Raw genomic sequence first — 26093 nt, forward strand, 5'->3', positions numbered from 1 at the left:
GACTCAGTTTGCTTCGGGCTCGGCGTAGGCGAAGTTGTAGTTCCAGCCGGAATTGTCGCTCATCTTCTTTCGTGATCGGAGATAGGCGCCGATATTCTTGGCGGGAACCCGATCGCCGATCGTCTTGAGGTACCAGTCGACCTGAAATTCAGTTGGCGTACTGGACCAGCGCGCCTTGAAGGCGACGTAGGGCGTAATCACGTCGTCGGATTTCTCGGGCCCGACAAATTGTGCCTTCAGGTTTCTGACGATGCATTGATGACGCTTGAATATGGGGCTGCCGAGCCAGACCGGACCGATCCTGCCGACCATATCCGGCGCCGGCAAATTGCTGATGCCAACATCCGCCTTCAGCGGAAAGTTCGTAACAAGATCATCGGTATCGAGCGCCTCTGCCGGCAACTCGTAGGATTCGACTATCGTGACGACGTTCCGATCGCGGTCGTCGTTTGTCGACAACGTCGCCAGGCTTGTCATCCCGGGATACTGGCGGTTGTAGTATTGTAGGTAGTCGTCGGCGAGCTTTGTGGCCGATTGCGAAACCAACCTGTACCGCATGCTGTCGGCATCCGCATCGCGATAGGTCGTACTGACCGTCAGGTTGAGCGGCTCGCCCTTGAGTTTGGGAAAGTCAAAAGCCTCGCTGACGAAGGTGGTCGGCTGAAAAAGTTCCTTGCGCTCGATTCTCTCCATCTGAGCGTTGTCGGCGACGATCGGCAAGGCAAAGCCATAGTCGGGCGGAACAAGGTTCTCGGCCCTGCCGCCCTGGAGATAGTTGGTCGCATCGATCCAGTAAGTCTGGCTGCCGATGATGGCCTTGACGATGACGTGGTCAAACGCGCGTATTGTTGGAAGAATATCGCCGAGTGCAAATCCGTCGTCCAGGTCTGTCAGCGCCGGGTCAGCCTGGATACCCAGCCGCCGCAGGCTGGAGGCAAGAAGCAGGGCCTTGTCCTTGCAGTCGCCGAAGCCGCTCTTGACCACCACATCGGGGCTGCGGGGGATGTAGGAGCCGCGGCCCATCGACAGGCTCACATAGCGAATGGTGTCCTGAACCAGCCGCATCGCCTCGATCATCCGGTCTTCCGGCTTGGCGTATCTGGTGGCGATGTCGTCCAGTTTCGAGGCGAACTCGGCCGGCAGTTCCTGATCGAGCCGGTAGTAGGGCAGAACCGCGTCGACGACATCCTGCCAATTGGACGTCGAAGACATCTGCACACTGGGGTAAGTCAGGAAATCCGCCGGCAGGTTCTCTTCGGGCTTGACCGGAGCCGGATTTGCGCTCTGCCAAAGATAGGCCGTCATCGCACCATCCGCCTTGATATCCGGCTGGAGGTCGGTGCGGATCTGGCGGATCTTCAGCGGCTCGGTTGTCGGCCAAATCACTCTCTCGCGGATGAGTGCGATGGGTTCTCCCCACGCCAGCGCGACCGAGTGAAAAAACAGGTCAGCACCGACGATCGGTGTCCTGACCGTGGTCTTGCCGTAGTCGATGATGTCGCCGACGCGGACATCGTCGACATTCACATAAGCGGTGAGCCAGCCGTCGAACAGGCCTTTCTCCGCATCCTTTTCGCGTCGAAAAACGTCGAAGGTGGCCCCGGGCAACCGGTCGATCACCACGCCGTCGCGAATGATGTTCAGCCAGTTCATCGTGACTTCGGACGTTGCCGGGTCGAACTCGATGCTTATGGCCGCACCGCGCTCGAGCCCGGTGCGATCGACGATCTTGTAGGCATAGCGGTCAAATGCCTCGATGCCGCCTGGCCGTTTTCGGATCTGATACTCCGACAAAAGATTGGATATGCCGTTCTTGATCTGGCTGTCGAAGCGCGGGTCCGGCCTGGGAAGCTCGACCCGATCGATCCAGCCGCCAGGACTGCCCTTGTGGATTTCGGCGCCGGCCATGGCTGGGGAACAGAAAATGGCAAAGGCAATCAAGACGAAAAGCCGCATGATCGCTGAAGATATCACTGGAAAGCACCCCGCCCGAACAATCCGGCCGTCTCGCAAGATAACTGTCGGATACTACCAGTGATAGAAAAGTAGAGACGATCCCGCAAGACACAGGAAGCTGTCGCCGCCCAGCGATGACGCCCGTTGCATCCAGAATGCCGACGGGCATCAGCCGATCACCGAAATCGAGAAGGGCCGATATGGCGGGTTCATCCGCCGTATCGCTGCTTCAGATGGTTCACGAAATAAGTGGCGTCGAGTTTTTCGCCGGTGGCGCGCTCGAGCAGGTCCGGTGTCGACCAGCGTGACCCCTGCGACCAGATCTTTTCGCGGCGCCAGGCGTTGATGGACTCGAAATTACCCTTGGCAAGATCGTCATCGGCGGCGGGATGCTCCCGCGTCAGCGCCGCCCATTGCTGCGCCGCCATCATCGCGCCCAGCGTGTAGGAGGGGAAGTAGCCGAAGGCCGCACCCGGCCAATGCACGTCCTGCATCGGCCCGTCGGCCGGATTGTCGATGGTGGAAAGGCCGAGATAGTCGCGCATCTTGGCGTCCCAGGCTTCGGGCAGATCGGCCACCTCCAGCCTGCCCGAGACGAGCTCCTGCTCCAGTTCGTAGCGCAGGATGACATGCAGCGGGTAAGTCACCTCGTCGGCATCGACACGGATCAGGCCGCGTTCGACATGATGCACATGCGGCAGGATGTCGTCGAGCGACCAGGCTTCGCCGAGATGCTTTTCGACCACCGGCAGCGCCCAGCGCCAGAAGGCCGGGTTGCGGCCAAGCTGCTTTTCGACGAACAGGCTCTGGCTTTCATGCACGGCCATGCCGCGCGCCCTGCCGAGCGGCCAGTGCGACCATGCCTTCGGCAGGTTCTGTTCGTACAGCGCATGGCCGGTCTCGTGCAGCACGCCCATCAGCGCCGACAGGAAGTCAGACGTCTTGTAGCGGGTGGTGATGCGCACGTCGCTCGGCACACCGCCGCAGAACGGGTGGTGCGACACCGACAGCGACCCGTGTGTCAGGTCGAAGCCGACCGCCGCCATCATGGCAAGGCCGAGCTCGCGCTGCCGGTCGATCGCATAGGTGCCCGAAAGCGGCTTCAGCGGGCGCTTGCGCAGCCGCGCTTCCTGTATCGCCAGCGCCTCCGGCACGAAACCCCTGAGGAAAGCCTTGAGGTCGGTGAAGACATGCGTGATGTCGGCGGCGCGGTTGCCGGGGTCGTATTGCTCCATCAGCGCGTCGTAGGGGGCGAGACCGAGCACATCGGCACGCAGCGCCGCCTCTTCGCGCACCAGCGCCACCACGCCCTCGAGCGCCGGCTGGAAGCCAGCCCAGTCGTTCTTGGCGCGCAGGTCGCGCCACAGTTGCTCGCAGCGCATGCGCGCCGTGGTCTGCCGTTCGACGAATTCGACCGGCAGGCAAGTCAGATTGGTGTACTGGCGCCGCAGTTCCGCGATGGCGGTCCGTTGCTCCTCACTCAACGCTTCCTGTTCGGCTGCGGCGATCCAGTCGGCGATTTCCGGTGCCGTTGCCCTGGTGTGAAACATGCCTGCCAGCGCCGACATTGCCTCGGCGCGCTTCTCGCCGCCACCGACTGCCATGTGGGTGGCCTCGTCGGCGCCAAGGATGGCTAGCGCATGCTCGAGCGCTTCGAGCTTGTGGCCGAGATCATCGAGTTTCTGAAAGGACATGGAGGCTTCCGTGATTGAGGACGGCGCGAAAAGATACCAACGCAAAGGCGTTTGCAACCCTCGGGCACTGCGCTGCGGGTGCATCTTGCGCAGGTGAGGTCACGCGTGAAATGCTACCGGCGACAGATGAAGGGGGAGGACTATGATCGGCAACATCCTGGTCGGGCTGGTGGCCTTGATCCATGTCTACATCGTCTATCTCGAAATGGTGCTGTGGGACACGCCGCGCGGGCACAAGGCATTCAATCTGACGCCGGAATTCGCCAGCGCTTCGAAGGTGCTCGCCGCCAATCAGGGCCTCTACAACGGCTTCCTCGCCGCTGGGCTGATCTGGGGGCTTTACCTCGGGGCTGCCGGATTTCAGGTCAAGGTTTTCTTCCTGTTGTGCGTGGCCATTGCCGGCCTCTATGGCGCGGCCACGGTTGGCCGCAAGATCCTGTTCATCCAGACCGTGCCGGCGGTGGTTGCCCTGATTGCAGTCTGGCTGGGCTGGTAGCGAAAAGAGACGCCCGCGGGATTGAGGTCCCGAAGGCGCCAGGTGGTCCCTTCCTGGCGCATGCCCGGAAAATCGGAATCGACTTCGGCAGAATCATGCTCGATATCGAGGTGCGCGGTCTCAGCCGTTCGGATATTTCCCGCCGTCGGCGCCATCGCCCATCAGGAAAACGCTCCCGGTATCGCCCTTCAGACGCTGGTCGACATTGTCGAGACGGCGCAGCAGGTCATGGTATTGTGCCGCCGGTATCCTGCCATGATCCGATGCCGCGATCTTCTCGGCCGCCTGACTGATGCGGGCGGTCCGCATTTCCAGGCGCTCGGCCACGGCCGGCGTAATGCTGTTGGCTTGTCTTGCGTCGACTATGCCCTGGTGGACGCCTTGGACCTGGTTGAGGAGTCCCTCGACGCGCGGGCCGGTAAAGTCGGTCGGGTCGGTGGCGTCAAGACCGCCCTTGTGATGGCCCGCGGCATAGGCGCCGGCGAGGGGAATGGCGATGAGGAATGCCGTGAATGTCGCAGTTCTGAGCGAGGTCTTGGGAATAAAAGAGCGCATCGCGCGTCTCCTCCTGAAAGGGAAGGCAGCGGTTGTTTCGCCTGCCTTCCGGCCGAGGGCCGTCCGGTTCCGTCGCGTCGCGATGGGGGATCATCGCCGGCGGTTCTCGGCCCAGGCGGGAAGCTAGGACTGCACAGCGACGATGTGTAATTAAAAAAAGATAATCTTTTCAGGCCTTGTCGGCCTCGGTCTGCGCCCTAGAGTTGAGCCGGCAAACAAATTCGCGTGATGCCGCGTGATGATGGATCAACGTTCGGTGAGCTTCAGTTCAATGCGGCGGTTCTTGTTGCGCGCCTCTTCGGTGTCGGCGGGGTCGAGCGGCTGGAACTCGCCGAAGCCGGCGGCGACCAGCCGGTTGGCCGGCACGCCGTTCTCGATCAGGAATTTTACCACCGAGGTCGAACGCGCCGTCGACAGTTCCCAGTTGTCGCGGTAGCGGCCAGTGCCGGAGAGCGGCTTGTTGTCGGTATGGCCGTCGACGCGTAGCACCCAGTTGATCTCGGGCGGGATTTCCTTCTGCAGTTCGATGATGGCGTCGGCGAGTTTCTTCATCTCGACCTTGCCGGCATCGTTGATCACCTCGGAGCCGGTCGGGAACAGGACTTCCGACTGGAAGACGAAGCGGTCGCCGACGATGCGGATGTTCTCGCGGTCGGCGAGGATCTCGCGCAAGCGGCCGAAGAAGTCGGAGCGGTAGCGATTCAGCTCCTGCACGCGCTGGGCAAGTGCTACGTTCAGGCGGCGGCCGAGATCGGCAATCTTGGTGTTGGAATCACGGTCACGGGTTTCGGAGACGTTGAGCGCATCCTCGAGCGCGCCGATCTGCTTGCGAAGTGCTGCAATCTGCTGGTTGAGGATCTCGACCTGGCTCAGCGCCTGCTGGCTGATCTGGCGCTGGCTGTCGAGTTCCCCCGACAGTGCTACGGCACGCTGGTTGGCGGCGTCGCCGGCGCCCGCACCTTGCGCCAGCAATTGTTGGAGCCGGCTCTTTTCGGCTTCCGCTGCCGACAGTGATGCCTGCAGATTGGCCAGCGAATCATCCTTGTCCTGCGTCGTCGAGCGCTCCAGCGCCAGAAGCTGGGTCAGTTCGTTGATTTGCGAATTGAGGCGCGAGAGCGCCGTATCCTTGCCGGAGATTTCGCGGCCGAGCAGGAACTGCGCCAGCACGAAGACGGTAAGCAGGAACATGATCGCCAGAAGCAGAGTCGAGAGCGCGTCGACGAAGCCCGGCCAGTAGTCGATGCGGCGATCGGTGCGCCGCCCACGTGCCAGCGCCACGTCAATGCACCCCGGGCTTCTTCAGGGCATCGGCGATCTTTTCCAGCGTGTTGCGCATCGCCTTCTGCTCGTCGGACTGGGCCTCGACCCAGTCGCGCATGATCTGCTGCTCGGAGCGCATGTTCTTGACCAGCCCGGAAATGCCGTCGGCGAGATTGGCCATGGCGGTGGCGACGCGCGGATTGGAGCTGCCGCCATTCTCCTGCATGCTGCGCAGCCTTTCCGACAAAACCCGGATCTCGTCCGAGGATTCGGCCTTGGCCGGGTCAGAGACGACGATGTCGGACGACAGATCGGTGACCGAGGACAACCAGTTTTCCAGCTCGGTGTAGAAGCGCGTCTGGGCGCGGCCGGCCTGCAGGTCGAGGAAGCCAAGCACCAGTGAGCCGGACAGGCCAAACAGCGAGGACGAGAAAGCCGTGCCCATGCCGGCCAAAGGCGCCGAAAGACCTTGCTTCAGCGAATCGAGCACCGCAGCGGCGTCGCCCGTGCCCGGATCGAGCGATTCAATGGTCTCGCGGATCGAGCCGATGGTGTTCAACAGGCCCCAGAAAGTGCCGAGCAGGCCGAGGAACACCAGCAAGCCGACAAGATAGCGCGAGGTGTCGCGGCTTTCGTCGAGGCGCGTGGCGATGGAATCGAGCATGGTCCGCATCGAACTGGTCGAGAAGGCCGTCGCCGAGGAGCGGCCGATCATCGCCTTCATGGGCGCCAGCAGCACCGGTTCAGTGGTCTCCGAACCGGCACGGAAGGAGTTGACCCAGCGCACTTCGCGAAACAGCCGTCCGACCTGGCCGAAGGCCAGCAGGATGCCGACCACCAGCACGCCGACGATCAGACCGTTGAGGCCGGGATTGCTGCCAAAAGCAGTTGAGATCTGGCGGGTCAGGATGGCGGCGATGAAGGCAACGATGACCAGGAAGATCATCATGGTCAGCAGGAAGACCTGAGGGCTCGACAGTTTGTGCGGGTCGTAGATCAGGACATCAGAACGTCTGCCCATGCCGAAGGATCTGAGAAAAGCCATCCGTGCCCCGTTTCCGATGCCGCCGCCGATCACGTAGACCGCGACTCTAAACGGAATTGTGACCAAATTGAATGGCGCTTGGCAATATTGCCGCGTCGATAGTCTGTGTCAGAGGCGATTGATGACCAGACAGTCGACCATCGCAGCCAGATGCAGGCCGGCGCCGGTGACGACGAAACCGTGCCACAGCGCGTTGTGGAAGCGCAGTCCCTTCCAGGCGAAGAAGATGACGCCACAGGAATAGACGATGCCGCCGGCGACGATGAGCGCGAGCGACGTCGTCGGCAGCGTCTGGACAAGCGGCTTCACCAGAATGACGCCACTCCAGCCGATGGCGAGATAGAAGACGATCGCCAGCCGGTCGAAACGGCCGGGAAAAAACACCTTGATGGCGATGCCCATGGCAGCGGCGGTCCAGACGAGCACGATCATCCAGTGCGCCAGCGGCGAGCCCTCGAGCTGAGCCAGGAAAGGCGTGTAGGTGGCGGCGATCAGGAGATAGATCGCGGCATGGTCGAAGCGCCGCAAGATCCATTTCGCTGGCGACGACACCGGCCACAGATTGTAGGTCAGCGACACCGACAGCACGGTGAGCAGCGAAACCACATAGAAGGCAGCGGCGATGTATTCGCCCGGCCCGACACGAAAGGCCGCCAGCGCCAGCAATGCCGAACCGGCCGAAATCGCCAGCACGATGCCGACGGCATGGACGATACCGTCGGCGATCATCTCGGCGCGCGAATAGTGCCAGCGTCCGATGAACGGTATGTCGGGGTAGGGTTGGTTGTCTTTCACTGCCGGGTTCCTGCGCCGCGCACCCTAACTTGGGCGCTCGCCTGGCAGTATTTCAAGCTTCCGTTGCGGTTTTGCGACTGCGGCGCATCAGCGCGCCGAGAGCGGCTTCTTCACGGCCTTCAGCAAGGCGCGTTGGATGACCTCGTTGCCGGCGACCACCGAGCCGTTGTCGAGCATGTCCTGGCCGCCATCCATGTCCGAAACGAAGCCGCCCGCCTCGCGGATCAGCAGCAGGCCGGCGGCGACGTCCCAGGCCGACAGGCCGGTTTCCCAGAAACCATCCATGCGGCCGGCGGCGACATAGGCCAGATCGAGCGAGACGGCACCCATGCGGCGGACGCCGGAGACCTCCGCCATGACGTTGCGCAGTTCGACCAGGAAATTGCCGTGGTGGCCGCGTCCGAGATGCGGCACGCCACAGCCGATCACCGTGTCGACCAGCTTGATGCGGCCGGCGACGCGCAGGCGGCGGTCGTTCATGAAGGCGCCGCCGCCGCGTTCGGCGGTGTAGAGCTCGTCCATTGCCGGATTGTAGATGACGCCGGCAACGATCTGCCCCTGGCGTTCCAGGGCGATCGAAACGGCAAAGAGCGGGATGCCGTGCAGGAAATTGGTGGTGCCGTCGAGCGGGTCGACGATCCAGCGGTGCTGGCTGTCGTCACCTTCGACCACGCCGCGCTCTTCCATCAGGAAGGCATAGCCCGGCCGTGCCTTCGACAGTTCGGCAAAGACGATGTCCTCGGCCTTGCGGTCGGCCTGGCTGACATAATCGCCAGGGCCTTTCAGCGAAACCTGAAGGTTCTGCACCTCGCCGAAGTCGCGCGACAGCGAGCGGCCGGCTTTCATTGCGGCCTGGACCATGACGTTGAGAAGGGCTGAGCGTGCCATATCGTTGAAACTCCGAGAGCTTGGGGCGGATCAACTCAAATTGGATCGCGCCCGCGCTCCATGTGCTTGTTTCCGAAAAGTCTGCAACTTCTTGCTGCGCTGACCTTCGGTTCGGGATCATGCTTAGATCGGTTGATCGCTTCACGGAAACGCCGAACCGCTCTGTCTCCTTGTTTGTCGCAATTCCCAAGGGAAAGCGCTATGCGCTTTTCCCGGGAAAACCGTTTCACACTTTTCGTGGAATTGCTCTAGTCGGCGCGGCGCACGTAGGTGATTTCGTTGGTGTCGACGATGATGCGCTCGCCAGCGCCTATGAATGGCGGCACCAGTACGCGGATGCCGTTTTCCAGCATGGCCGGCTTGTAGGACGAAGCCGCCGTCTGGCCCTTCACCACCGGATCCGCCTCGGTGATGGTCAGCGTCACATAGTCGGGCAAGGAGATGCCGATCGGCCTTTCGTCATAGAGCTGCACGGTCACCATCATGCCGTCCTGCAGGAAGGCGGCGCGGTCGCCGACGAAGTCCTTGTTCAATTCGAGCTGCTCGTAGCTTTGGGTGTCCATGAACACCAGCGCATCTTCCTGCGCGTAGAGGAAGGAAAAATCCTTCAAGTCGAGCCGGATCTGCTCGACGGTCTCGGCCGAGCGGAAACGCTCGTTGAGCTTGGTACCGTTGATGAGGTTCTTCAGCTCGACCTGGTTGTAGGCGCCGCCCTTGCCTGGCTTGACCGTGTTGGTCCTGACCGCCACCCAAAGGCCGCCATCATGCTCGATGACGTTGCCGGGACGGATTTCGTTGCCATTGATCTTGGCCATAGTGATCTGATCCGGAATGAGATGTTCGCCGAGAAAGCGATTTCGCGGCTCCCAAGACCACAAATCGCCAGAAGAGGCAAGGGAGCGGGCAGGCTGCGGCCATGCGACGGGGATGGAACACCCAGGCCGAGGTCCGGAGGTGCGATGCCATGGCAGCGGTGTCATTCGCTCCGGTTGAGAACCGCACCGATGGATTTGGCGACGGCATCGGCGACCTTTGTCAGTCGATGGATGTGCGGCGAGCGCATGACAACGACGTGCATGGAGAGATCGAGATCACCTGCTTCGACGAGCATCACGCCCTTCGGCAGGTGCTGACGCAGAAGGCGCATGGGCATGAGGCCGAGCCCGTGACCCCGGCGCACCCACTCCATCTGCATGGCCGGGTCCTGGATTTCGGCGGCGATGGACAATCTCCTTGCGTCTTCGCCCAGGACGGCAAGCAGCCGTTGGCGCGCGTCGCAGGGTGCGGGGCTCAATACCCAGGCGGCATTTGCAAGATCGGGCGCCTGGCCGGAGTGCTTGCCGGCCACAATGCCGAGGCGCTCCGTGCCGATGGCACCTTCGCTGCTTTCGCCGGCGCTTGCCCGCAAGACGATGGCGACATCGAGTTGCCCGTGATCAAACTGGTCGACGAGCTCGGCGCTCCAGCCGGTCTTGAGGCGTAGCGACACGTTTGGAAACAAGGCGGCGGCATTGGCAATGGCCCCCGCCACATCCCTGTCGGAGAGGCCGTGGGCAAGGCCAAGGCGAAGCGCGCCTTCAGGCTCGGCACTGCCGGCGAAGGATTTCAGTGCATCGACCGAAGCGAGAATGTCGCGGCCGCGTGCCAGCACATCCTGGCCTGCCTGGGTCAGCCGCGGCGGCTTCTGCCGCCGGTCGAGCAGCGTGGTGGCGAGCATGTCCTCCAGCCGCTGGATCTGCCGACTCACGGCAGGCTGCGTCAGCGGCAGGCGCCGGGCCACTTTCTGGATCGACCCTTCCTCGGCGAACAAGACAAGCGTGCGCAGTTCCTCGAGCATCCGTTTCTACCATGTTCTATACGCATAATCATTCTTCTTATTATGAATTTGAAATCCGTTGCGTGGCAAGCGATTTTCCTTGCAACGGAAAGGATGACGACAATGAAAGCCATCGAACTGCAGAACCCAGGCGGCATCGGCCACCTCAAAATGGTCGAACGGCCGATGCCGGAACCGGGCCGCCAGGAGATGACCATCAAGGTCAAGGCGACGGCGCTGAACTACCGCGACGTGGAAATCGCGCGCGGTAATTATCACACTGCATTCCCATTGCCGCTGGTGCCGCTTTCGGATGGCGCCGGCGAGGTCGTGGCGGTCGGCTCCGAGGTCAGCCGGTTCAAGGTCGGCGACCGTGTCTGCGGCACCTTCTGGCAGCGCTGGGTCGGCGGCAGCTTCGCCATGGCCGAACCGTCCTACCAGCGCGGCGGTCCCATCGACGGACTGCTCAGCGAATTCGCCCTGCTGGACGAACAGGCGGCCGTGCTTGCCCCGGTGCATCTGAGCGATGTCGAGGCGGCGACGCTGCCTTGCGCCGGCGTCACCGCCTGGCATGCGCTGTTCACCGAAGGCCATCTGAAGCCGGGCGAAACCGTGCTCAGCCTTGGCACAGGCGGCGTGTCGCTGTTTGCGGTGCAGTTCGCTGCTGCTGCCGGCGCGCGCGTCATCGTCACGTCGAGCAGCGACGCCAAGCTCGAGCGGGCAAAACAACTCGGCGCCGATGACGGCGTCAACTATCGCGACAATCCGGATTGGTCGTCGGCCGTCCTGGAACTGACCGATGGCCGTGGCGCCGACCATATCATCGAGGTCGGCGGGCCGCAGAGCTTCGCGCAGTCGCTGAAGGCCGCGGCACGCGGCGCCCAGATCAACGTCATCGGCTATCTCGGCGGCAGCGAGGGGGCGATCAATCCGCTCGATATCTTTCGCCGCCAGGTCAGGGCACGCGGCATACCGGTCGGTTCACGCGAATCCTTCGAGGCCATGAACCGTGCGCTTGTCGTGAACCGGCTGCGGCCGGCGATCGACCGGGTCTTGCCATGGGGAGAGGCAGCGGCGGCCTTTCACCATCTCGAGCATGGCTCGCCATTCGGCAAGGTCGTCCTCGATCACACGCGGTGATTTCGCGAGCCGCCTCAGGGCAGGCGGTTCGCCTTCTGCAGGGCCTGCTTGGTCTGGTCGTCGCCCAGCCCCTGCAGGAAATCGTCCATCTGCGGATCGATGAGACCGGCGCGGCGGGCGACGATGTACCAGGCGCCGGCAAGGACAAGATCCGGATCCGTGCCGATGCCTTGCATATAGAGCTTGGCCAGGCGGTTCTGGGCGGCGACATTGCCGCCCTCCGCCGCTTGCTTCATCCAGCCGAAGCCGGATTTCAGGTCGCGCGCCCCGCCACGGCCTTCGATCATCCAGGCGGCGAGATCGATCTGCGCGGTGTCGTAGTTCTGCCGTGCGGCCTGCGCCAGCAGACGCCTTGCCTGCGCGTCATCGCGCGGCTTGCCGCCGACGCCATTGGCATAGATCTGGGACATCGCATATTGCGCGTCGGCGAGGCCGGTTGCGGCGGCGCGCTCGTAGTAGGATACTGCCTTGGCGAGGCCGGCATCGCCGGGATCCTGCTGGACCAGCATCTGCGCGAAATTGAACTGTGCCAGCCGGTTGCCCGCTTCGGCGGCGGCCTGCATCAGCGCATAGGCCCCCTTCTCGTCCTTCTTCACGTAGCGGCCATCGAGCAGCATCAGCGCATACTGGAACTGCGATTCCGGCACGCCCTGTTCGGCGGCAAGCGCGTACCATTTCGCCGCACCGGCCGCATTCAGCGGCACACCCAGCCCGCGCGACAGGATCTCGGCCACCAGCGTCTGCGCCGCGGGGTCGCCATTTTGGGCGCGGATCAGTGCGAGATTGTAGGCCGTCTTGTAGAGCCCGCGCTGGAAGGCGCCATAGGCGGCATCGGCGGGCTTCGCCCCGAAGCGGTCGGGATTGACGGTGTCGGCCGACGGCAGCGGCGCCGGCTCGGTCGTGGTTGCGGGTTGCGGCAGCGGTTTGTCGATCGGCTTGTCCGTCTGCACGCCGACTTCTGGTTTGGGTTGCGGCAGCGGGACGGTCTCCGCGGCCGCTGCCTGGACCATCAGCACCGCAAGCAGAGCCTGGAGGGGAAGCGTCGCGGAGGGCACGTCAGTCCTCGAAGCGCGGCGCGGTCTCGTCGAGCAGCGCGTTGGCGCTGGCGACCGCCGCCTTGGGATCGGTGCCGTCGGCGAACACGGCGCTCGACAGTGCCACGAATTCGGCGCCGGTGGCGCCCACTGCCTCCACCGAGGCGATGTCGGATCCCGCCATGACGATGCAAGGGATCTGGATCATATCGGCCCACCACCTGCCAAGCGACAGGTTGCGCGGGTGTGGTTCTGGCTTGTTGTCGTAGCCGAAGCGGCCGAAGAAGATGTAGTCGGGCCGCGTCTCGCCAAGCTCGAGCGCGTCGTCGCGCGTCTTGGCGCCGCCGGTGCCGACCATCATTTTCGACTGGAAATGCTCGATCGTCTCGGCGAGTTCGGCCTTGGAGACCTCGACATGGATACCGTCGGCCTGGACGCGGCCGGCTATGCGGGTATCGCCGGCAATGACGACAGCGACGCCCGCAGCCTGAGCTGCCGGCACGATCTCTTCGGCAAAAGCCTGGAAGGAGGCCTCGTCCATGCCGTTCTCCGGCAGGATCAGCGAAGCGACGTCGCCGCCTTCGAATGCCGCGGCGATACGGGCCGCCGGCACGCCGGGCGGCGCGATTAGCACGATGCGACAGCGGTTGGGGGGCGTTGCGTCATTCATGGTTCTTCGATCCCGCGTTTCGCCTATGCCGGGCGAAGATGGTTGGATTGCGGCATAGAGCAAAGTGCCCGCTTTGAACAGGCGGGCAACCGGGATCGCGATTTTGACCCGCCGGGCGTCCGGCGGGCCCGCGTCACTTGATCGGGTGGGGGCTGGCGACGGGCGTTTTCGACTTCCACAGCGTCCAGCCGAGATTCATGCCGGCGGCGGCGATCAGAATTGCTGTGGCGCCGACGATCTGGCTCAGATGCAGCCGATGGCCGAAGGCCACGACATCGACCAGGATCGCGACCACCGGGTAGATGAAGGACAGCGATCCCTGCAGATGCGTAGGCAGCTTCTGGATGGCGCCGTACATCAGGATGTACATCAGGCCGGTGTGGACGATGCCGAGCGTCGCCAGCATGGCCCAACTCCACGCATCGGCCGGAAGCTGGGAAAGATTGGCGAAGGGCGCCAGCATGACGACGCCGACGCAGACCTGGATCAGCGCGATCAGGTGCGGCGGCGTGCCCTTGAGCTTCTTGGTGACAATGGCGGCGACGGCCCAGAAGAAGGCGGCGCCCAACGCCATGACGATGCCGGTAAAATAATCGGTGCCGACATCGCCGGCATCAGGGGCGGCCTGCACGATCAGCACCATACCGGCGAAGGCGATTGCCAGCCAGGTCAGCTTGGTCAGGGTCAGCCGTTCGGCGAAGAACAGCGCGCCGAAGCCGACCAGCATGAAGGGCTGCGTGTTGTAGACGGCGGTGGCGATCGAGATCGAGGCGCGGGAGAAAGCACTAAAGAGCAGCAGCCAGTTGACGACGATGGCGACGCCGCCGAGCGCGGCGATGCCAATGATGCGTAGCGACAGCCTGTTGCGCAGCAACCCCAGCCCGGCACAAATGACCAGCAGCGTCAGCGCGCCGAAAGCGCAACGCCAGAACACCACATCCATGATCGGCTGGCCGGAGAGGACGACGAACCATCCGATCGTTCCCAGGATCGCCATTGCGGCGGACATTTCGACCGTGCCGCGCACTGTATCGTTCACAACAAACCTCCGAACCCGTTGATCTCGCATAATCTCATGCGGCGCCCGAGCTTTCCATCTGATAGAAAAGGTAGTATGGATAAAATGCCTATTTATATTAGGGCATGGCTCCAAATTCGCGAGAAATGTAAAATGCTGGACGATCTCGACCGAAATCTCCTCGAAATCCTGGTCAAGGACGCGCGCACCTCGCTGAAGGACCTGGCTGCCCAAGTCGGGCTGTCGTCGCCAAGCGTTTCGGAGCGGCTTCGACGATTGGAGGAACGTGGCGTCATCCGGGCGTTCACCGTCGAGATCGACCCGCTGGCACTCGGCTATACACTGCAGGCGATCGTTCGCATCCGGCCGCTGCCGGGCAAGCTGCACATCGTCCAGAAGCTGATCGAGGAGATCCCCGAATTTGGCGAATGCGACAAGGTGACGGGCGATGACTGCTTCGTCGCCCGTCTGTTCGTGCGCTCGATCGGCGATCTCGACGGGATTCTCGACCGCATCGCCGACAAGGCCGAGACCAGCACCGCCATCATCAAGGCGCAGCCGATCCGGCGGCGGCCGCCGCCGCTCGACGCAACCGCCTCCCGTGAGAGGGCAAAGGTTTTGCAGGCATCCTGACCAGACCGGTCTCGCCCTGGTTTGCAGAGGGCTGGTCGGGCGAAGGAATGGCATTGGCCAGGCGTGCCCGCTGCCACGCTTACATTTGCTGTCGCTCCGCTCAAAATTCTAGGCTATTCAAGCGTCGATACGCTTCCCTCCAGCCCAGCCCCTCCTCATGTCAGGCCTGCTTCTCGATCCGTGGTTCTACGCGGCTGCCATCCCGGCGGTCATTCTGGTTGGCCTGTCCAAGGGCGGCTTCGGCGGCGCCGTCGGCTTCGTCGGCGTGCCGCTGATGGCGCTGACCATGCCGCCGGTGCAGGCGGCCGCCATCCTGTTGCCGATCCTGTGCTTGATGGACATCGTGTCGGTGTGGACATGGTGGGGCGTCTACGACCGCAAGATGCTGGTCGACATGATGCCGGGCGCCGTCATCGGCATCGGCCTCGGCTGGCTGACGGCGGCACTGGTCACCGAAGAGGCGGTGCGGCTGATCGTCGGCGCCGTCGCCATCATCTTCGTCCTGCGCTGGCTCTACCTCCAGTTTCGCCATGGCGTCGACCACGCGGTCGCGCCCAACCGCATGGCTGCCGCCATCTGGGGAACAGTCGCCGGCTTCACCAGCTTCGTCGCCCATGTCGGCGGCCCGCCGTTCCAGGTCTATGCCTTGCCGATCCGGCTCGACCCCAAGATTCTGTCAGGCACCGCGGCGATCTTCTTTGCCGCCACCAATGCGCTGAAGCTCGTGCCCTATTTCGCGCTCGGCCAGTTCGACACCGCCAATCTGACGGCATCGGCGGTGCTGATGCCGCTGGCGCCGCTGTCGACCATCGCCGGGGCGTGGCTGGTGCGGCGGATGCGCCCGGAAACCTTCTATCCCTTCACCTATGCAACCGTGGCGGTGGTGGCGCTGAAGCTGCTGTGGGATGGCGTCGCCGGTCTGATGTAGAGGTGAGGCGGCCGCACCGCCCTGACCATCACGGCGGTGTCAGGCGGCGCTCGGCACGAGGCGACGATTGCCACCAAGGGCCAGTGTGGCGCCTGCTGCCACGACCAACGCCATGCCGGCAAGGATGCCGATGTCATGCGCGGTCGGCTTGAGCACCATATCGGCGATGATCACCAGCATCACCGCATAGTCGAAGCGAGCCGCGCTCATCATGCGCTGGCCGATGGCCAGAACAGCCGGTGTGACGCCCTCCTTGGCGATCATCGCGCCCATGCGCTCGCCGGTCGGCTTGAAGATGAACATGCCGATCGAAAAGGTCGTGGCATAGCCGATGAGACCGATAATGATCCACAAATCCGAAAAGCCGACCCAGAAGCTGCACATGATGAGGCCGAAGATCAGGGTCAGCATCGACATCGGCGCGAAGAAACGGCCACCCAACTGGCCGCTGGCGCGCATCGCCTGCAATTTTTCCTCGATGTTGCCGGCGCGCTCGGCAAGCACGCCGAGCAGGAACAGCACGAAACCGCCCCCGACCCATAAACTGGCCGAGACGATATGGAGAAATTTGACGATCGCGTACCAGTCCATGGTGGCTCCCTGGGTGTTCTGGAGGGTTCAGGCAGGGCACGATTGGCGCCAGCCGTCAGAGGAGCGAGGCGTTTAGCGCGGCGCGTGTTTCGCAACGATGTCGCGGAAAATCCGGTTCTGTTTCAGCTTCCCGCCAGCGCGCGAAATCGCCTGGATGGGCGGACGCGCTGCCTGGTTTTCTGCCATCGTGAGAAGTGTCGGGAGGGGTTGGTGCGACATCGTCTGGAAACAGTGCCGATGCTAGTGCGCCGATGCCGGGAGCCCGGCGGCGACAGGAATCGCCTGACGATCAACCCATTCCCGCACACGGGAAAAGGCAATTCGGGGGACATATGCAAGGGGTAGCACGGAATTTCTTCACGCTGGCCATTATCTATTCGCTGTGCGGCATGGCGCTCGGCTTGCACATGGCGATCAGCCAGGACCACGGCCAAATGCCGACCCACGCCCACACGATGGTCGCCGGGTGGCTGATGTCGGCGGTCTTCGCCTTCTTCTACCATCTGTTTCCGGCAGTCGGGCAAAAGATGCTCGCCACCATCCATTTCTGGCTGACGGCAATCAGCGGCATCGGCCTGTTGATCGGCCTCTATTTCCTGCTTGCCGGCAACGCCGCGATCGAGCCGCTGGTGGGGATTTCTTCGATGGGCTTCTACGCGGCCATGCTGCTGTTTGCCTTCATCGCCTTGCCGGCTATCTGGAAGAAGGCCTGATCTGAGCCTGGAACGAGGTTCGGGCTGTGCTGTTACGGCACAGGACGGCGGCGTTCGGTCAAAAAACACACGCGCTGTTAAGGCTTCATTAAGCTTTACAGGTGTTTACTATGTCCATCCAGTGATCTGGATTCTTACCGAGTGGTTGGAGCCACTTTGTTTGACGCCTCCCTGTTAAACTCCTGAGAGCCGCCTCATCCGCGGCTCTTTTTTTGTCCGGATTTCAGGGCGCCCGACAGCGGCTCGCCGTTAACCTTCTGTTAAACATGTGCTTGCCTTCGCCGGGAACGAAGCGCATTTTCAAGCTTCAGTTCTATAGGGTGCTGGGTGTATCGGCAGTGAGCCGAATCGGCCAGCTGTAGGTGCAGGGGGCGTAGCAATGAACGAGCTTTCGAAGGGCAGTGCGAAAACCGTCAAACTGGCGGAGCGCCGGGTTTTCACGCAATCCTTCAAGCCCCTCTACCAGGAAGGCATGGGCCTGGTCGAACAGGCGGCGGAGTATCTCGACGGCAAGGGCCGCTCCGAGGCAAAGAAATTGTCAAGGCTGGGGGCCACGCTCTATGCGGCCGAATCGATGCGGCTGACCACAAGGCTGATGCAGGTTGCCTCCTGGCTGCTTTTGCAGCGCGCGGCGAATTCCGGCGAGATGACCCGCGATCAGGTCGCGTCGGAAAAGTCCAAGGTCCGCCTCGACACTGCTTCCGCCCATGACGAAGCCGCCGGCTGGGCAGAGCTGCCCAAGGATTTCCTCGACCTCGTCACCCGCTCGCTGCGCCTGCAGGCGCTTGTGCGCCGCATGGACGAGGAGATCTATGGTTCCGGCGACGTGGTCGACATGCAACCGATGGCTCGCAGGCCCAATCCGGTTTCCGACCAGATCAGCCTGCTCAACACGGCTTTCGCCCGCGGTTAAGCCTCGGCCTGCCTCTTCGTTTCTGGTTTGTTCACATTTCGCTGGCATCGCTGTCCGCCGGAGGTAAACTCGTCGGATGGGGGAAGCGATTCGCATCATCGGTATTGATCCGGGGCTTCGGCGCACCGGCTGGGGCATCGTCGAGAGCCTCGGCAATTCATTGCGCTTCGTCGCCTCCGGCACAGTGCGTTCCGACGACAAGGCGGCGCTGGCGACACGGCTGTGCCAATTGCATGACGGGCTCGCCGAAATCCTGCACACCGCCATGCCGCACGAGGCGGCGGTTGAACAAACCTTCGTCAACAAGGACGCGGTGGCGACGCTGAAGCTTGGCCAGGCGCGCGGCATCGCCATGCTGGTGCCGGCACGTGCGGGCCTTGTCGTTGCCGAGTATGCGCCCAACGCCGTCAAGAAGGCCGTGATCGGCGTCGGTCATGGCGACAAGAAGCAGATCCACATGATGGTGAAGGTGCTGTTGCCGAAAGCCACTTTCGATACCGAACATGCCGCCGATGCGCTGGCCATCGCCATCTGCCACGCGCATCACCGGCAGAGTGTCGCCTACCGGATGGCAGCATTGGCATCGTGAGAGGCTGTTAGGCAATGATCGGCAAACTCAAGGGTACGCTCGACGAGATCGACGAGGATCATTGCCTCGTCGATATCCATGGCGTCGGCTATGTCGCCTATTGCTCGGCGCGCACGCTGGCCGCACTTCCGGCGCCGGGCGAAGCGGTGGTGCTGTTCATCGAGACCTATGTGCGCGAGGACATGCTGCGGCTGTACGGATTCCAGTCGCAGCTGGAACGTGAATGGTTCCGGCTGTTGATGAACAATGTGCCAGGGGTCGGCGCCAAGGTGGCGCTGGCCATCCTGTCGACACTGGCGCCGGCCGATCTCGCCAACGCGATAGCACTGCGCGATATCGCCATGGTCTCTCGTGCCCCCGGTGTCGGCAAGAAAGTGGCCGAGCGCATCGTCACCGAATTGAAGAACAAGGCGCCTGCCTATGCCGGAACTGCCTCGGGCACCATCGGCCTGAAGCAGGAGCTCGGTGATGGCGTCGCACCGGCGCCCATCACCGACGCCGTCTCGGCACTGGTAAATCTCGGCTATTCGCGCGACACCGCGGCCAATGCGGTGGCGGCAGCGCTGAAGACGGCGGGCGAGGATGCCGATGCACCGAAGCTGATCCGCTTCGGGCTGAAGGAACTGGCGCGGTGAGGGTTCGATTGTTCAGGTCCTCGCTGTGTGTAAGGAAGGCGCCATGAGCCTGTCCCCCCGTCTCATTGCCCCCGAAAAACGCGGCGAGGATGCCGAGCAGACCTTGCGGCCGCAGACGCTTGACGATTTCGTCGGCCAGGCGGCGGTGCGGGCCAACCTCAAAGTGTTCATCGAGGCCGCCAAGGGCCGCAACGAGGCGCTCGACCATGTGCTGTTCGTCGGGCCGCCGGGCCTGGGCAAGACGACGCTGGCGCAGATCATGGCGCGCGAGCTCGGCGTCAATTTCCGTTCGACCTCCGGCCCGGTGATAGCCAAGGCCGGCGACCTCGCGGCCCTGCTTACCAATCTCGAAGAAGGCGACGTGCTGTTCATCGACGAGATCCACCGGCTGAGCCCGGCGGTGGAGGAAATCCTCTATCCGGCAATGGAGGATTTCCAGCTCGACCTGATCATCGGCGAGGGACCGGCGGCGCGCTCGGTCAAGATCGACCTCGCCCGGTTTACGCTGGTCGCCGCCACGACGCGGCTTGGCCTGCTCACCAATCCGCTGCGCGACCGCTTCGGCATTCCGGTGCGGCTCAATTTCTATTCCGTCGAGGAACTGGAGCAGATCGTGCGGCGCGGCGCGCGCATCCTGCAAATGCCGCTCGGCGACGATGGCGCATTGGAGATCGCGCGGCGTGCGCGCGGCACGCCGCGCATCGCCGGACGGCTGTTGCGCCGGGTGCGGGATTTCGCCTCGGTCGCCGGCGATGGCCATGTCGACCGCCAGATCGCCGATGAGGCGCTGACGCGGCTGGAGGTCGACGCGCTCGGCCTCGATGCCCTCGACCGCCGCTATCTGTCGATGATCGCCCGCAATTTCGGTGGCGGCCCGGTCGGCATCGAGACGATCGCCGCCGGCCTGTCCGAACCGCGCGACGCCATCGAGGACATCATCGAGCCCTATCTGATCCAGCAGGGTTTCATCCAGCGCACGCCGCGTGGCCGGATGCTGACGGCCAATGCCTGGCGGCATCTCGGCCTCGACGCGCCGAAGGATCTGGCGCAGCAGCAGATCAACCTGTTCCAGGAAGAGTAGCGGCCCCGGCGAATGGACGCGGACCTGCGATCAAGGATCCGTGAATGTCCTTGCGCAAAATCTCCTCATCTTGGTCGGTTTGCCGGCACAATCGTCGACTTTAACGATGCCTTGCGACTGTCACCGCGATCAAGTGCCGGAGCCAATCCATGATAACCAGACGCGGGTTCCTGCGCTTTGTCGGCGGTTCCTTCCTGACCGTTGCCGCGTTCGGCGCCTATGCGGTCGGCATCGAGCCGATGCTGCTGACGCATGTGAAGCGCTATGCGCTGACGCCACCGCATTGGCCGGCGGGATTGAAGCTGCGCATCGTCGCGCTCGCCGACATCCATGCCTGCCGGCCATGGATGACGCCCGAGCGGATCGCTTCGCTTGTCGAGGACGCGAATGCGCAGCAAGCGGACCTGATCGTCCTGCTTGGCGACTACCTTGCCGGCATGCCCCTGGTGACGGGCCGGGTGACGCCATCGCAATGGGCGTCCGCGCTGTCGGGCCTCAAGGCGCCGCTTGGCGTGCTGTCGATCCTTGGCAACCACGACTGGTGGGGCGACGGCTTCGCGCAGCGCGCCGGAGCCGGCCCGACCATAGCGCGCAAGGCATTGGAGGCGGTCGGCATCCCCGTCCTGGAGAACGATGTCGTGCGCCTGGAAAAGGATGGGCAGGGTGTCTGGATCGCCGGGCTCGCCGACCAGCTGGCCCTGCTCCCGACCAGGGACCGCGCCGGCTTCAAGGGGCTGGACGATCTCGACGGCACGCTGGCCAAAGTCAGCGACAGCTCGCCGGTCATTCTGCTCGCCCATGAGCCCGATATTTTTCCCACCGTGCCGTGGCGGGTGTCGCTGACCCTGTCCGGTCACACCCATGGCGGACAGGTGCGGCTGTTCGGCTATTCGCCTATCGTGCCGTCGCGTTTCGGCAATCGCTATGCCTATGGCCACGTCGTCGAGAATGAACGCAATCTGATCGTCTCGGGCGGGCTTGGCTTCAGCATTCTGCCGGTGCGTTTCGGGATGCGCCCCGAAATCCTGTCGATCGACCTCGGGTGAACGGTCAATGCAGCCCGCGGATCACATCCATCACGTCAGGCTCGGCCTTGTCGCCGTTGAAGGCATCGACGATGCCGAAGGCGCCGCCATAGCTCCACACCGACCACGAGAAGCCATGCGCCTCGGCGCGCGCGATCATGTCCCTGACATAGGCGGCCCGGTACGCAGCCGGCATCACATAGGCGTTGCCATATTCCTGGCGGATCATGCCGAATTCGCCAAGCGCGATATTTTGCGGCTCGATGCCGTTGGCCTTCGCCCACGCCTCGACCTTCTTGAACGGCGCATCCATCAGGCCGAGCAGCTTGTCGGGACTGTCCATGCTGGCGACCTGTTCGTCGAGATAGGCAAGCAGGCCGCTCTGCCGCGTCCATGGCGCCTCGGCCTTGATCCTGGCGCGGATGGTGTCGAGCGTCACCTCGAGCTGTGCCTGCGGCACCGCGGTCAGCGGATAGGGCAGGCCGGTCACATAGGGGATGAAGTCGCCGGCCCAGGTCGCGCCCTGATGGGTGAGCAGGAATGGATCGTAGGAGTGGAAGGTCCAGATGACGTTGTCGTCGGGGATCGTTTTCGGATCGATCTTCTCCAGCGCCGAAGCGGCGGAATAGCAGGCGCCGGTCAGCACCAGGGTCAGTTTCGTGGCCGAGGATCGCGCCGCCGCGAACAGCTTCTGCTGCCGATCCGGCCACAGGCTGGTGCCGTCGCTGTCGCAGTCGACGATCGGTTCGTTCATCGGCTCGAAGGCGACTCGGGCAGGATCTTCGCCGGCCAGCGTGCGGGCCATTTTGCGCACCATGTCGACATAGGCGTCGAAGGCCTGAGGGTCATCCATCACTTCGGCCATGCCGATCTTGCGGCTGCCGCCGGCCGGGATCAGGTGCATGTCGACGACCACCTTCAGCCCGGCGCGGTTGATCATGTGCACCGAGTCCAGCACGCTGGCATAGAGGTCGTCGCGCAAGGCCACGGTCTGGTCGGACAGGAAGGGCGACGGATCGACCGGCATGCGCAGGAAATCGAAGCCCGCGTCCTTCAGCGCCTTGAGGTCGCCCTCGTTGAGGAACTTGCGCCATTCCGGATAGGGCAGGATGGCCTTGGCGTCGCCCCACTGCGCCTCGCCCGGCCACGTCGTCCACTGGTCGAGATTGAGGCCGCGCTTCATCATGAAGGTGGCCGCCCGGCTGGGCAGCGACAGAGCCAGCAGCACAAACAGCGCCGCCATCAAGGTCTTGATCATCGCCGTCAACAGTGCCATCGGGTTCATGCGCCAAGCCAGTGCGTGTCGTCCAAAAGTGTGTAGCGGCTTTGGGACAACGGCACGCACGGAAAACAATTGCCTGAAGCGCGCCACGCTTTAGGTGCCCGGTCAGGCCCAAAAAGGAAAGCGCAATGGACGATCATGGTGAATCGGCGGCGTTGCTGGCGGGGCTTTCCGGTGCGCTGACGGAGTTCGGCCACCGGCTGATGGCGCGCGTCTACTATGCCGACACCGATTTCTCGGGCGTCGTCTACCATGCGCGCTATCTCGAATTCTTCGAACGCGGCCGCTCCGACTATCTCAGGCTTACCGGCGTGCATCACACCGAGCTTGCCGACGGCAAGCATGGCGAGAAGATCGTCTGGGTGGTGCGTCGCATGGAGATCAACTTTCGCGGCCCCGCCCGCATCGACGACATCCTGACTGTCGACACCCGCACCGAGGACATATCCGGCGCGCGCATCTTCATGGCGCAGCAGCTCAAACGCGGCGCTGAGGTGCTGGTCGAGGCCAAGGTCGAGGCGGCGATCATCGGCGAGAATGGCCGGCCAAGGCGCTTTCCCAGGGAATGGGTGGCGGCGTTCATGCCCAAGGCATTGCCCGTGGCCGACTAATGCATGTCGCCCGAAAGTGGCCCCGGGTTTCGGGGGAACGACATGCATAAGAACAAACACCCAATGCGCATCGTCTGAATCCATCCAGACGAGGCGCTTTTGACGGATTGCGACCGCTGGCGATCGCATGTGCCGCGCCACGGGGCGTGGCAATGCGCCGCGCCATATTCACTAACCCATCCTTAACCATAACGGTTCATGAAGAGATTGGTGAAGATTGGCGTGATCAGGCGCCTTCCTTTCACCAATATTTGCCCCGAAAAGGCCACCAACGGCACGGTTTGGGGTTGTTCCGGTAGCTTCGTGCGAACCGACCACAAGGGATGCCAGGGGCCAGCCGCCAGCTTAGCCCGGAAATCTTAAGGACGTAACGATGGAAAATATCGCACTCGCCGACCCGGGCGCGCAATTGTCGATTTGGGCGCTGTTCAGCCAGGCCAGCTGGGTGGTCAAGCTGGTCATGATCGGCTTGCTCTGCGCTTCGGTCTGGACCTGGGCGATCATCGTCGACAAGCTGGTTTCCTATGCCCGCATGCGGCTGGCGCTCAACCGTTTCGAGCAGGTGTTCTGGTCAGGGCAGTCGCTGGAAGAGCTTTACCGGACGCTTGCCGACCGCAAGACCACCGGCATGGGCGCGATTTTCGTGGCTGCGATGCGCGAGTGGAAGAAGAGCTTCGAGAAGGGCGCCAAAACGCCGCTCGGGCTGCAGACCCGCATCGACAAGGCGATGGACCTGGCGCTGACCCGCGAAATGGAAAAGCTGGAGGGTCGCCTCGGCTTCCTCGCCACCACAGGCTCTGCGGCACCCTTCATCGGCCTGTTCGGCACCGTCATCGGCATCATGACCTCGTTCCAGGCGATCGCCGGGTCCAAGAACACCAGTCTTGCGGTGGTCGCGCCCGGCATTGCCGAAGCGCTGCTGGCGACGGCCATCGGCCTGCTCGCCGCCATCCCCGCCGTCATCGCCTACAACAAACTGTCGTCCGATGCGAGCAAGATAGCGGTGCGCATGGAAGGGTTCTCCGATGAGTTCTCCGCCATACTCTCGCGCCAAATCGATGAAAAAGTGGCCCCCAAGGCCTGAGGAGTAACTGATGGGTATGTCCGTTGGCATGGGAGGACGCGGTGGGCGCGGCCACAGGCGGCGCGGCCGTCACCATGCACTGATGTCGGAGATCAACGTCACGCCGATGGTCGACGTAATGCTGGTGCTGCTGATCATCTTCATGGTCGCGGCGCCAATGCTGACAGTCGGGGTGCCGATCGACCTGCCGGACACGCAGGCCAAGGCGATGAATGCCGACACGCAGCCGATCACCGTCTCGATCAACGCCGCCGGCCAGATCTACCTGCAGGAAACCGAGATTCCGATCGAGGAACTGGTGGCCAAGCTGCAGGCAATCTCGAAGACCGGCTATGAAGAGCGCATCTTCATCCGTGGCGACAAGTTGACCGACTATGGCACGGCGATGAAGGTGATGGCCCGCATTTCGGCCGCTGGATACAAGAATATCGGCCTGGTTTCACTGCAGGAACAGGATCAATAGACGCACGATGAAGACCGGCCTCACCACATCGGTGATCATGCATACGGCGGTGCTGGCCTTCGGCCTGTTCACCCTGTCGGCGCCGGCCGCACTCCCGTCCGCCGATGTCGAGTCGGTGGCGGTCGACATCGTGCCGATGGAAGCCATTGCGCAGACACTGCAGGGCGACAAGAAGGCCGTGATGCATGAAAAGCCGGCCCCCGTGCCGACCCAGCGCCCGGACATCGTGCCGGCAGCGCAGAAAGTCGGCGAGAACAGCGTCGACACCGACAAGCCGGTAACGCCGGAGGCCAAGCCGAAGCCGGTCGAGATGACATCGGCTCCGCCGCCGGCGCCGACCCCGATCGAAAAGCCGAAGCCCGAGGACGTGCCGGAGCCGCAGGAAAAGCCCAAGCCCATTCCGGCAACGGAAGTGGCGCCGGCGCCGACGCCCAAGGAAGAAGTGAAGCCCGAGCCGGTCAAGCAGACGGACCCCAAGCCGACACCGGCCAAGCCGGCGCCGACCCCGCCGCCGCAGGACAGGACCGCGGCAATCGATCCGACGCCCGAGGTCAAGCCTGACGCCGTCGCCGAAGCCATAGCCAAGGAGCCACCCACCGAAGCGACACAGCTGCCGGACTCGGCGCCCGCGCCCGAAGCGCGGCCGAAGCCGCAGCCGGCGCCGGCCGAAAGCGCCAAGGCGCCGGATCGCAAGGATGCCGACAAGCCGGTCAAGGAAGCTTCGTCGAAGCCGAAGTCCGACGACAAGCAGTTCAACGCCGACGAGATCTCCGCGCTGCTGGACAAGCAGAAGCCATCCGGCGGCGGGGCCAAGCGCTCGACCCAACAGGCGTCGCTCGGCGGCGACAAGGATCAGGGCCAGAAGTTGTCGAAATCCGAAATGGGTGCCCTGGAAAGCCAGCTGGGCGGCTGCTGGACCCTTCCGGTTGGCCTTGAAGGTTCGGAAAACTTCGTCGTCGTCGTCCGATTCAACCTGGATGCCTCCGGCAAGCTGGATGGCCGCCCGAATGTCGAGAAGTCGAGCGGAAACCGCCAGTTCGACGAAAGTGCCGTTCGCGCAGTGCAAAAATGCGATGTCACCGGCCTGCAGGTCCCTGCGGGTAAGCAGGACATCTGGGCTGACGTCCGCGTCACCTTCGATCCAAGGGAGATGCTGGGGCTGTAGGCCCGAGTATCCG

The 26093-nt window shown here is 63.3% G+C and carries 28 protein-coding genes; 14 read left to right on the forward strand and 14 right to left on the reverse strand.

Annotated features, from left to right (window positions below):
* Nucleotides 1–3: 3 nt before the first annotated feature.
* Nucleotides 4–1956, reverse strand: a complete 1953-nt coding sequence (locus AC1RZR_RS07585) for a DUF3857 domain-containing protein (protein WP_481828140.1) — start codon at nt 1954–1956, stop codon at nt 4–6.
* Between the two features lie 209 nt (nt 1957–2165).
* The gene (locus tag AC1RZR_RS07590; protein ID WP_477269137.1) at nt 2166–3650 is read right to left on the reverse strand and encodes a carboxypeptidase M32; all 1485 of its coding nucleotides are present in this window, start codon (nt 3648–3650) and stop codon (nt 2166–2168) included.
* A 142-nt stretch (nt 3651–3792) separates the two neighbouring features.
* On the opposite strand from AC1RZR_RS07590, the gene AC1RZR_RS07595 reads away from it, so the two are divergent.
* Nucleotides 3793–4146 carry a DUF1304 domain-containing protein gene (locus tag AC1RZR_RS07595; RefSeq protein ID WP_477269139.1) on the forward strand — a complete coding sequence of 118 codons (354 nt, stop codon included), beginning with the start codon at nt 3793–3795 and terminating at the stop codon, nt 4144–4146.
* A 120-nt stretch (nt 4147–4266) separates the two neighbouring features.
* Here AC1RZR_RS07595 and AC1RZR_RS07600 read toward each other — a convergent pair whose 3' ends face one another.
* From AC1RZR_RS07600 to AC1RZR_RS07630, 7 genes are all read right to left on the reverse strand, one after another.
* The gene (locus tag AC1RZR_RS07600; RefSeq protein WP_477269141.1) at nt 4267–4701 is read right to left on the reverse strand and encodes a hypothetical protein; all 435 of its coding nucleotides are present in this window, start codon (nt 4699–4701) and stop codon (nt 4267–4269) included.
* Between the two features lie 246 nt (nt 4702–4947).
* On the reverse strand, nt 4948–5979 hold the full coding sequence (locus AC1RZR_RS07605) for a peptidoglycan -binding protein (RefSeq protein WP_477269143.1): 1032 nt from the start codon (nt 5977–5979) through the stop codon (nt 4948–4950).
* Nucleotide 5980: 1 nt separating this feature from the next.
* The gene (locus AC1RZR_RS07610; RefSeq protein WP_477269145.1) at nt 5981–7006 is read right to left on the reverse strand and encodes a MotA/TolQ/ExbB proton channel family protein; all 1026 of its coding nucleotides are present in this window, start codon (nt 7004–7006) and stop codon (nt 5981–5983) included.
* Nucleotides 7007–7114: 108 nt separating this feature from the next.
* On the reverse strand, nt 7115–7801 hold the full coding sequence (trhA, locus tag AC1RZR_RS07615) for a PAQR family membrane homeostasis protein TrhA (RefSeq protein ID WP_481828141.1): 687 nt from the start codon (nt 7799–7801) through the stop codon (nt 7115–7117).
* Between the two features lie 87 nt (nt 7802–7888).
* Nucleotides 7889–8689, reverse strand: a complete 801-nt coding sequence (locus tag AC1RZR_RS07620) for an inositol monophosphatase family protein (RefSeq protein ID WP_477269149.1) — start codon at nt 8687–8689, stop codon at nt 7889–7891.
* Nucleotides 8690–8937: 248 nt separating this feature from the next.
* Nucleotides 8938–9504, reverse strand: coding sequence for an elongation factor P (gene efp, locus AC1RZR_RS07625; protein WP_111548334.1), 567 nt, complete (start codon nt 9502–9504; stop codon nt 8938–8940).
* Between the two features lie 161 nt (nt 9505–9665).
* Nucleotides 9666–10526 (reverse strand): LysR family transcriptional regulator, encoded by an 861-nt coding sequence (locus AC1RZR_RS07630; protein ID WP_477269152.1) that lies wholly within the window; start codon nt 10524–10526, stop codon nt 9666–9668.
* A 102-nt stretch (nt 10527–10628) separates the two neighbouring features.
* Here AC1RZR_RS07630 and AC1RZR_RS07635 point away from each other — a divergent pair, with 102 nt between their 5' ends.
* The gene (locus AC1RZR_RS07635; protein ID WP_477269154.1) at nt 10629–11645 is read left to right on the forward strand and encodes a zinc-dependent alcohol dehydrogenase family protein; all 1017 of its coding nucleotides are present in this window, start codon (nt 10629–10631) and stop codon (nt 11643–11645) included.
* Between the two features lie 14 nt (nt 11646–11659).
* Here the strand turns inward: AC1RZR_RS07635 and AC1RZR_RS07640 are convergent, their stop codons facing one another.
* The 3 genes from AC1RZR_RS07640 to AC1RZR_RS07650 all read right to left on the reverse strand — a co-directional run bounded on the left by AC1RZR_RS07640 (nt 11660) and on the right by AC1RZR_RS07650 (nt 14388).
* Entirely contained in the window at nt 11660–12655 is a 996-nt protein-coding gene (locus AC1RZR_RS07640; protein ID WP_477269846.1) for a tetratricopeptide repeat protein, read from the reverse strand.
* 46 nt (nt 12656–12701) lie between these two features.
* Entirely contained in the window at nt 12702–13349 is a 648-nt protein-coding gene (locus AC1RZR_RS07645) for a thiamine phosphate synthase (protein ID WP_481828142.1), read from the reverse strand.
* Between the two features lie 133 nt (nt 13350–13482).
* The gene (locus AC1RZR_RS07650) at nt 13483–14388 is read right to left on the reverse strand and encodes a DMT family transporter (RefSeq protein ID WP_477269158.1); all 906 of its coding nucleotides are present in this window, start codon (nt 14386–14388) and stop codon (nt 13483–13485) included.
* A gap of 132 nt (nt 14389–14520) precedes the next feature.
* Here AC1RZR_RS07650 and AC1RZR_RS07655 point away from each other — a divergent pair, with 132 nt between their 5' ends.
* Nucleotides 14521–15000, forward strand: a complete 480-nt coding sequence (locus AC1RZR_RS07655; protein ID WP_379103885.1) for an Lrp/AsnC family transcriptional regulator — start codon at nt 14521–14523, stop codon at nt 14998–15000.
* 157 nt (nt 15001–15157) lie between these two features.
* Nucleotides 15158–15928: a sulfite exporter TauE/SafE family protein gene (locus AC1RZR_RS07660; RefSeq protein WP_477269160.1), complete on the forward strand. Its 771-nt coding sequence runs from the start codon at nt 15158–15160 to the stop codon at nt 15926–15928.
* 39 nt (nt 15929–15967) lie between these two features.
* Here the strand turns inward: AC1RZR_RS07660 and AC1RZR_RS07665 are convergent, their stop codons facing one another.
* Nucleotides 15968–16519 (reverse strand): DUF2269 family protein, encoded by a 552-nt coding sequence (locus AC1RZR_RS07665; RefSeq protein WP_477269162.1) that lies wholly within the window; start codon nt 16517–16519, stop codon nt 15968–15970.
* Between the two features lie 332 nt (nt 16520–16851).
* On the opposite strand from AC1RZR_RS07665, the gene AC1RZR_RS07670 reads away from it, so the two are divergent.
* From AC1RZR_RS07670 to AC1RZR_RS07695, 6 genes are all read left to right on the forward strand, one after another.
* The gene (locus AC1RZR_RS07670) at nt 16852–17232 is read left to right on the forward strand and encodes a hypothetical protein (protein ID WP_481828143.1); all 381 of its coding nucleotides are present in this window, start codon (nt 16852–16854) and stop codon (nt 17230–17232) included.
* A gap of 379 nt (nt 17233–17611) precedes the next feature.
* Nucleotides 17612–18145, forward strand: a complete 534-nt coding sequence (gene rcdA, locus AC1RZR_RS07675; protein WP_477269165.1) for a protease adaptor protein RcdA — start codon at nt 17612–17614, stop codon at nt 18143–18145.
* Nucleotides 18146–18221: 76 nt separating this feature from the next.
* Complete coding sequence (ruvC, locus tag AC1RZR_RS07680) at nt 18222–18734, forward strand: crossover junction endodeoxyribonuclease RuvC (protein WP_481828144.1); 513 nt, start codon at nt 18222–18224, stop codon at nt 18732–18734.
* A gap of 14 nt (nt 18735–18748) precedes the next feature.
* Nucleotides 18749–19369 (forward strand): Holliday junction branch migration protein RuvA, encoded by a 621-nt coding sequence (gene ruvA / locus AC1RZR_RS07685; RefSeq protein ID WP_481828145.1) that lies wholly within the window; start codon nt 18749–18751, stop codon nt 19367–19369.
* Between the two features lie 43 nt (nt 19370–19412).
* The gene (ruvB, locus tag AC1RZR_RS07690; RefSeq protein WP_477269167.1) at nt 19413–20450 is read left to right on the forward strand and encodes a Holliday junction branch migration DNA helicase RuvB; all 1038 of its coding nucleotides are present in this window, start codon (nt 19413–19415) and stop codon (nt 20448–20450) included.
* A gap of 149 nt (nt 20451–20599) precedes the next feature.
* The gene (locus AC1RZR_RS07695; RefSeq protein WP_481828146.1) at nt 20600–21496 is read left to right on the forward strand and encodes a metallophosphoesterase; all 897 of its coding nucleotides are present in this window, start codon (nt 20600–20602) and stop codon (nt 21494–21496) included.
* A 4-nt stretch (nt 21497–21500) separates the two neighbouring features.
* On the opposite strand, the gene AC1RZR_RS07700 is transcribed toward AC1RZR_RS07695, so the two are convergent.
* The gene (locus AC1RZR_RS07700; protein WP_481829037.1) at nt 21501–22751 is read right to left on the reverse strand and encodes a glycoside hydrolase family 5 protein; all 1251 of its coding nucleotides are present in this window, start codon (nt 22749–22751) and stop codon (nt 21501–21503) included.
* Between the two features lie 134 nt (nt 22752–22885).
* Between AC1RZR_RS07700 and ybgC the strand changes: the two genes are divergently transcribed.
* From ybgC to tolA, 4 genes are all read left to right on the forward strand, one after another.
* On the forward strand, nt 22886–23368 hold the full coding sequence (gene ybgC, locus AC1RZR_RS07705) for a tol-pal system-associated acyl-CoA thioesterase (protein WP_481828147.1): 483 nt from the start codon (nt 22886–22888) through the stop codon (nt 23366–23368).
* A gap of 373 nt (nt 23369–23741) precedes the next feature.
* Nucleotides 23742–24452, forward strand: a complete 711-nt coding sequence (gene tolQ / locus AC1RZR_RS07710; RefSeq protein WP_023758651.1) for a protein TolQ — start codon at nt 23742–23744, stop codon at nt 24450–24452.
* Between the two features lie 10 nt (nt 24453–24462).
* Entirely contained in the window at nt 24463–24915 is a 453-nt protein-coding gene (tolR, locus tag AC1RZR_RS07715; protein WP_477269171.1) for a protein TolR, read from the forward strand.
* 7 nt (nt 24916–24922) lie between these two features.
* Nucleotides 24923–26080, forward strand: coding sequence for a cell envelope integrity protein TolA (gene tolA, locus AC1RZR_RS07720; RefSeq protein WP_481828148.1), 1158 nt, complete (start codon nt 24923–24925; stop codon nt 26078–26080).
* Nucleotides 26081–26093: the final 13 nt, after the last annotated feature.

This window comes from Mesorhizobium bavaricum, assembly GCF_056781655.1.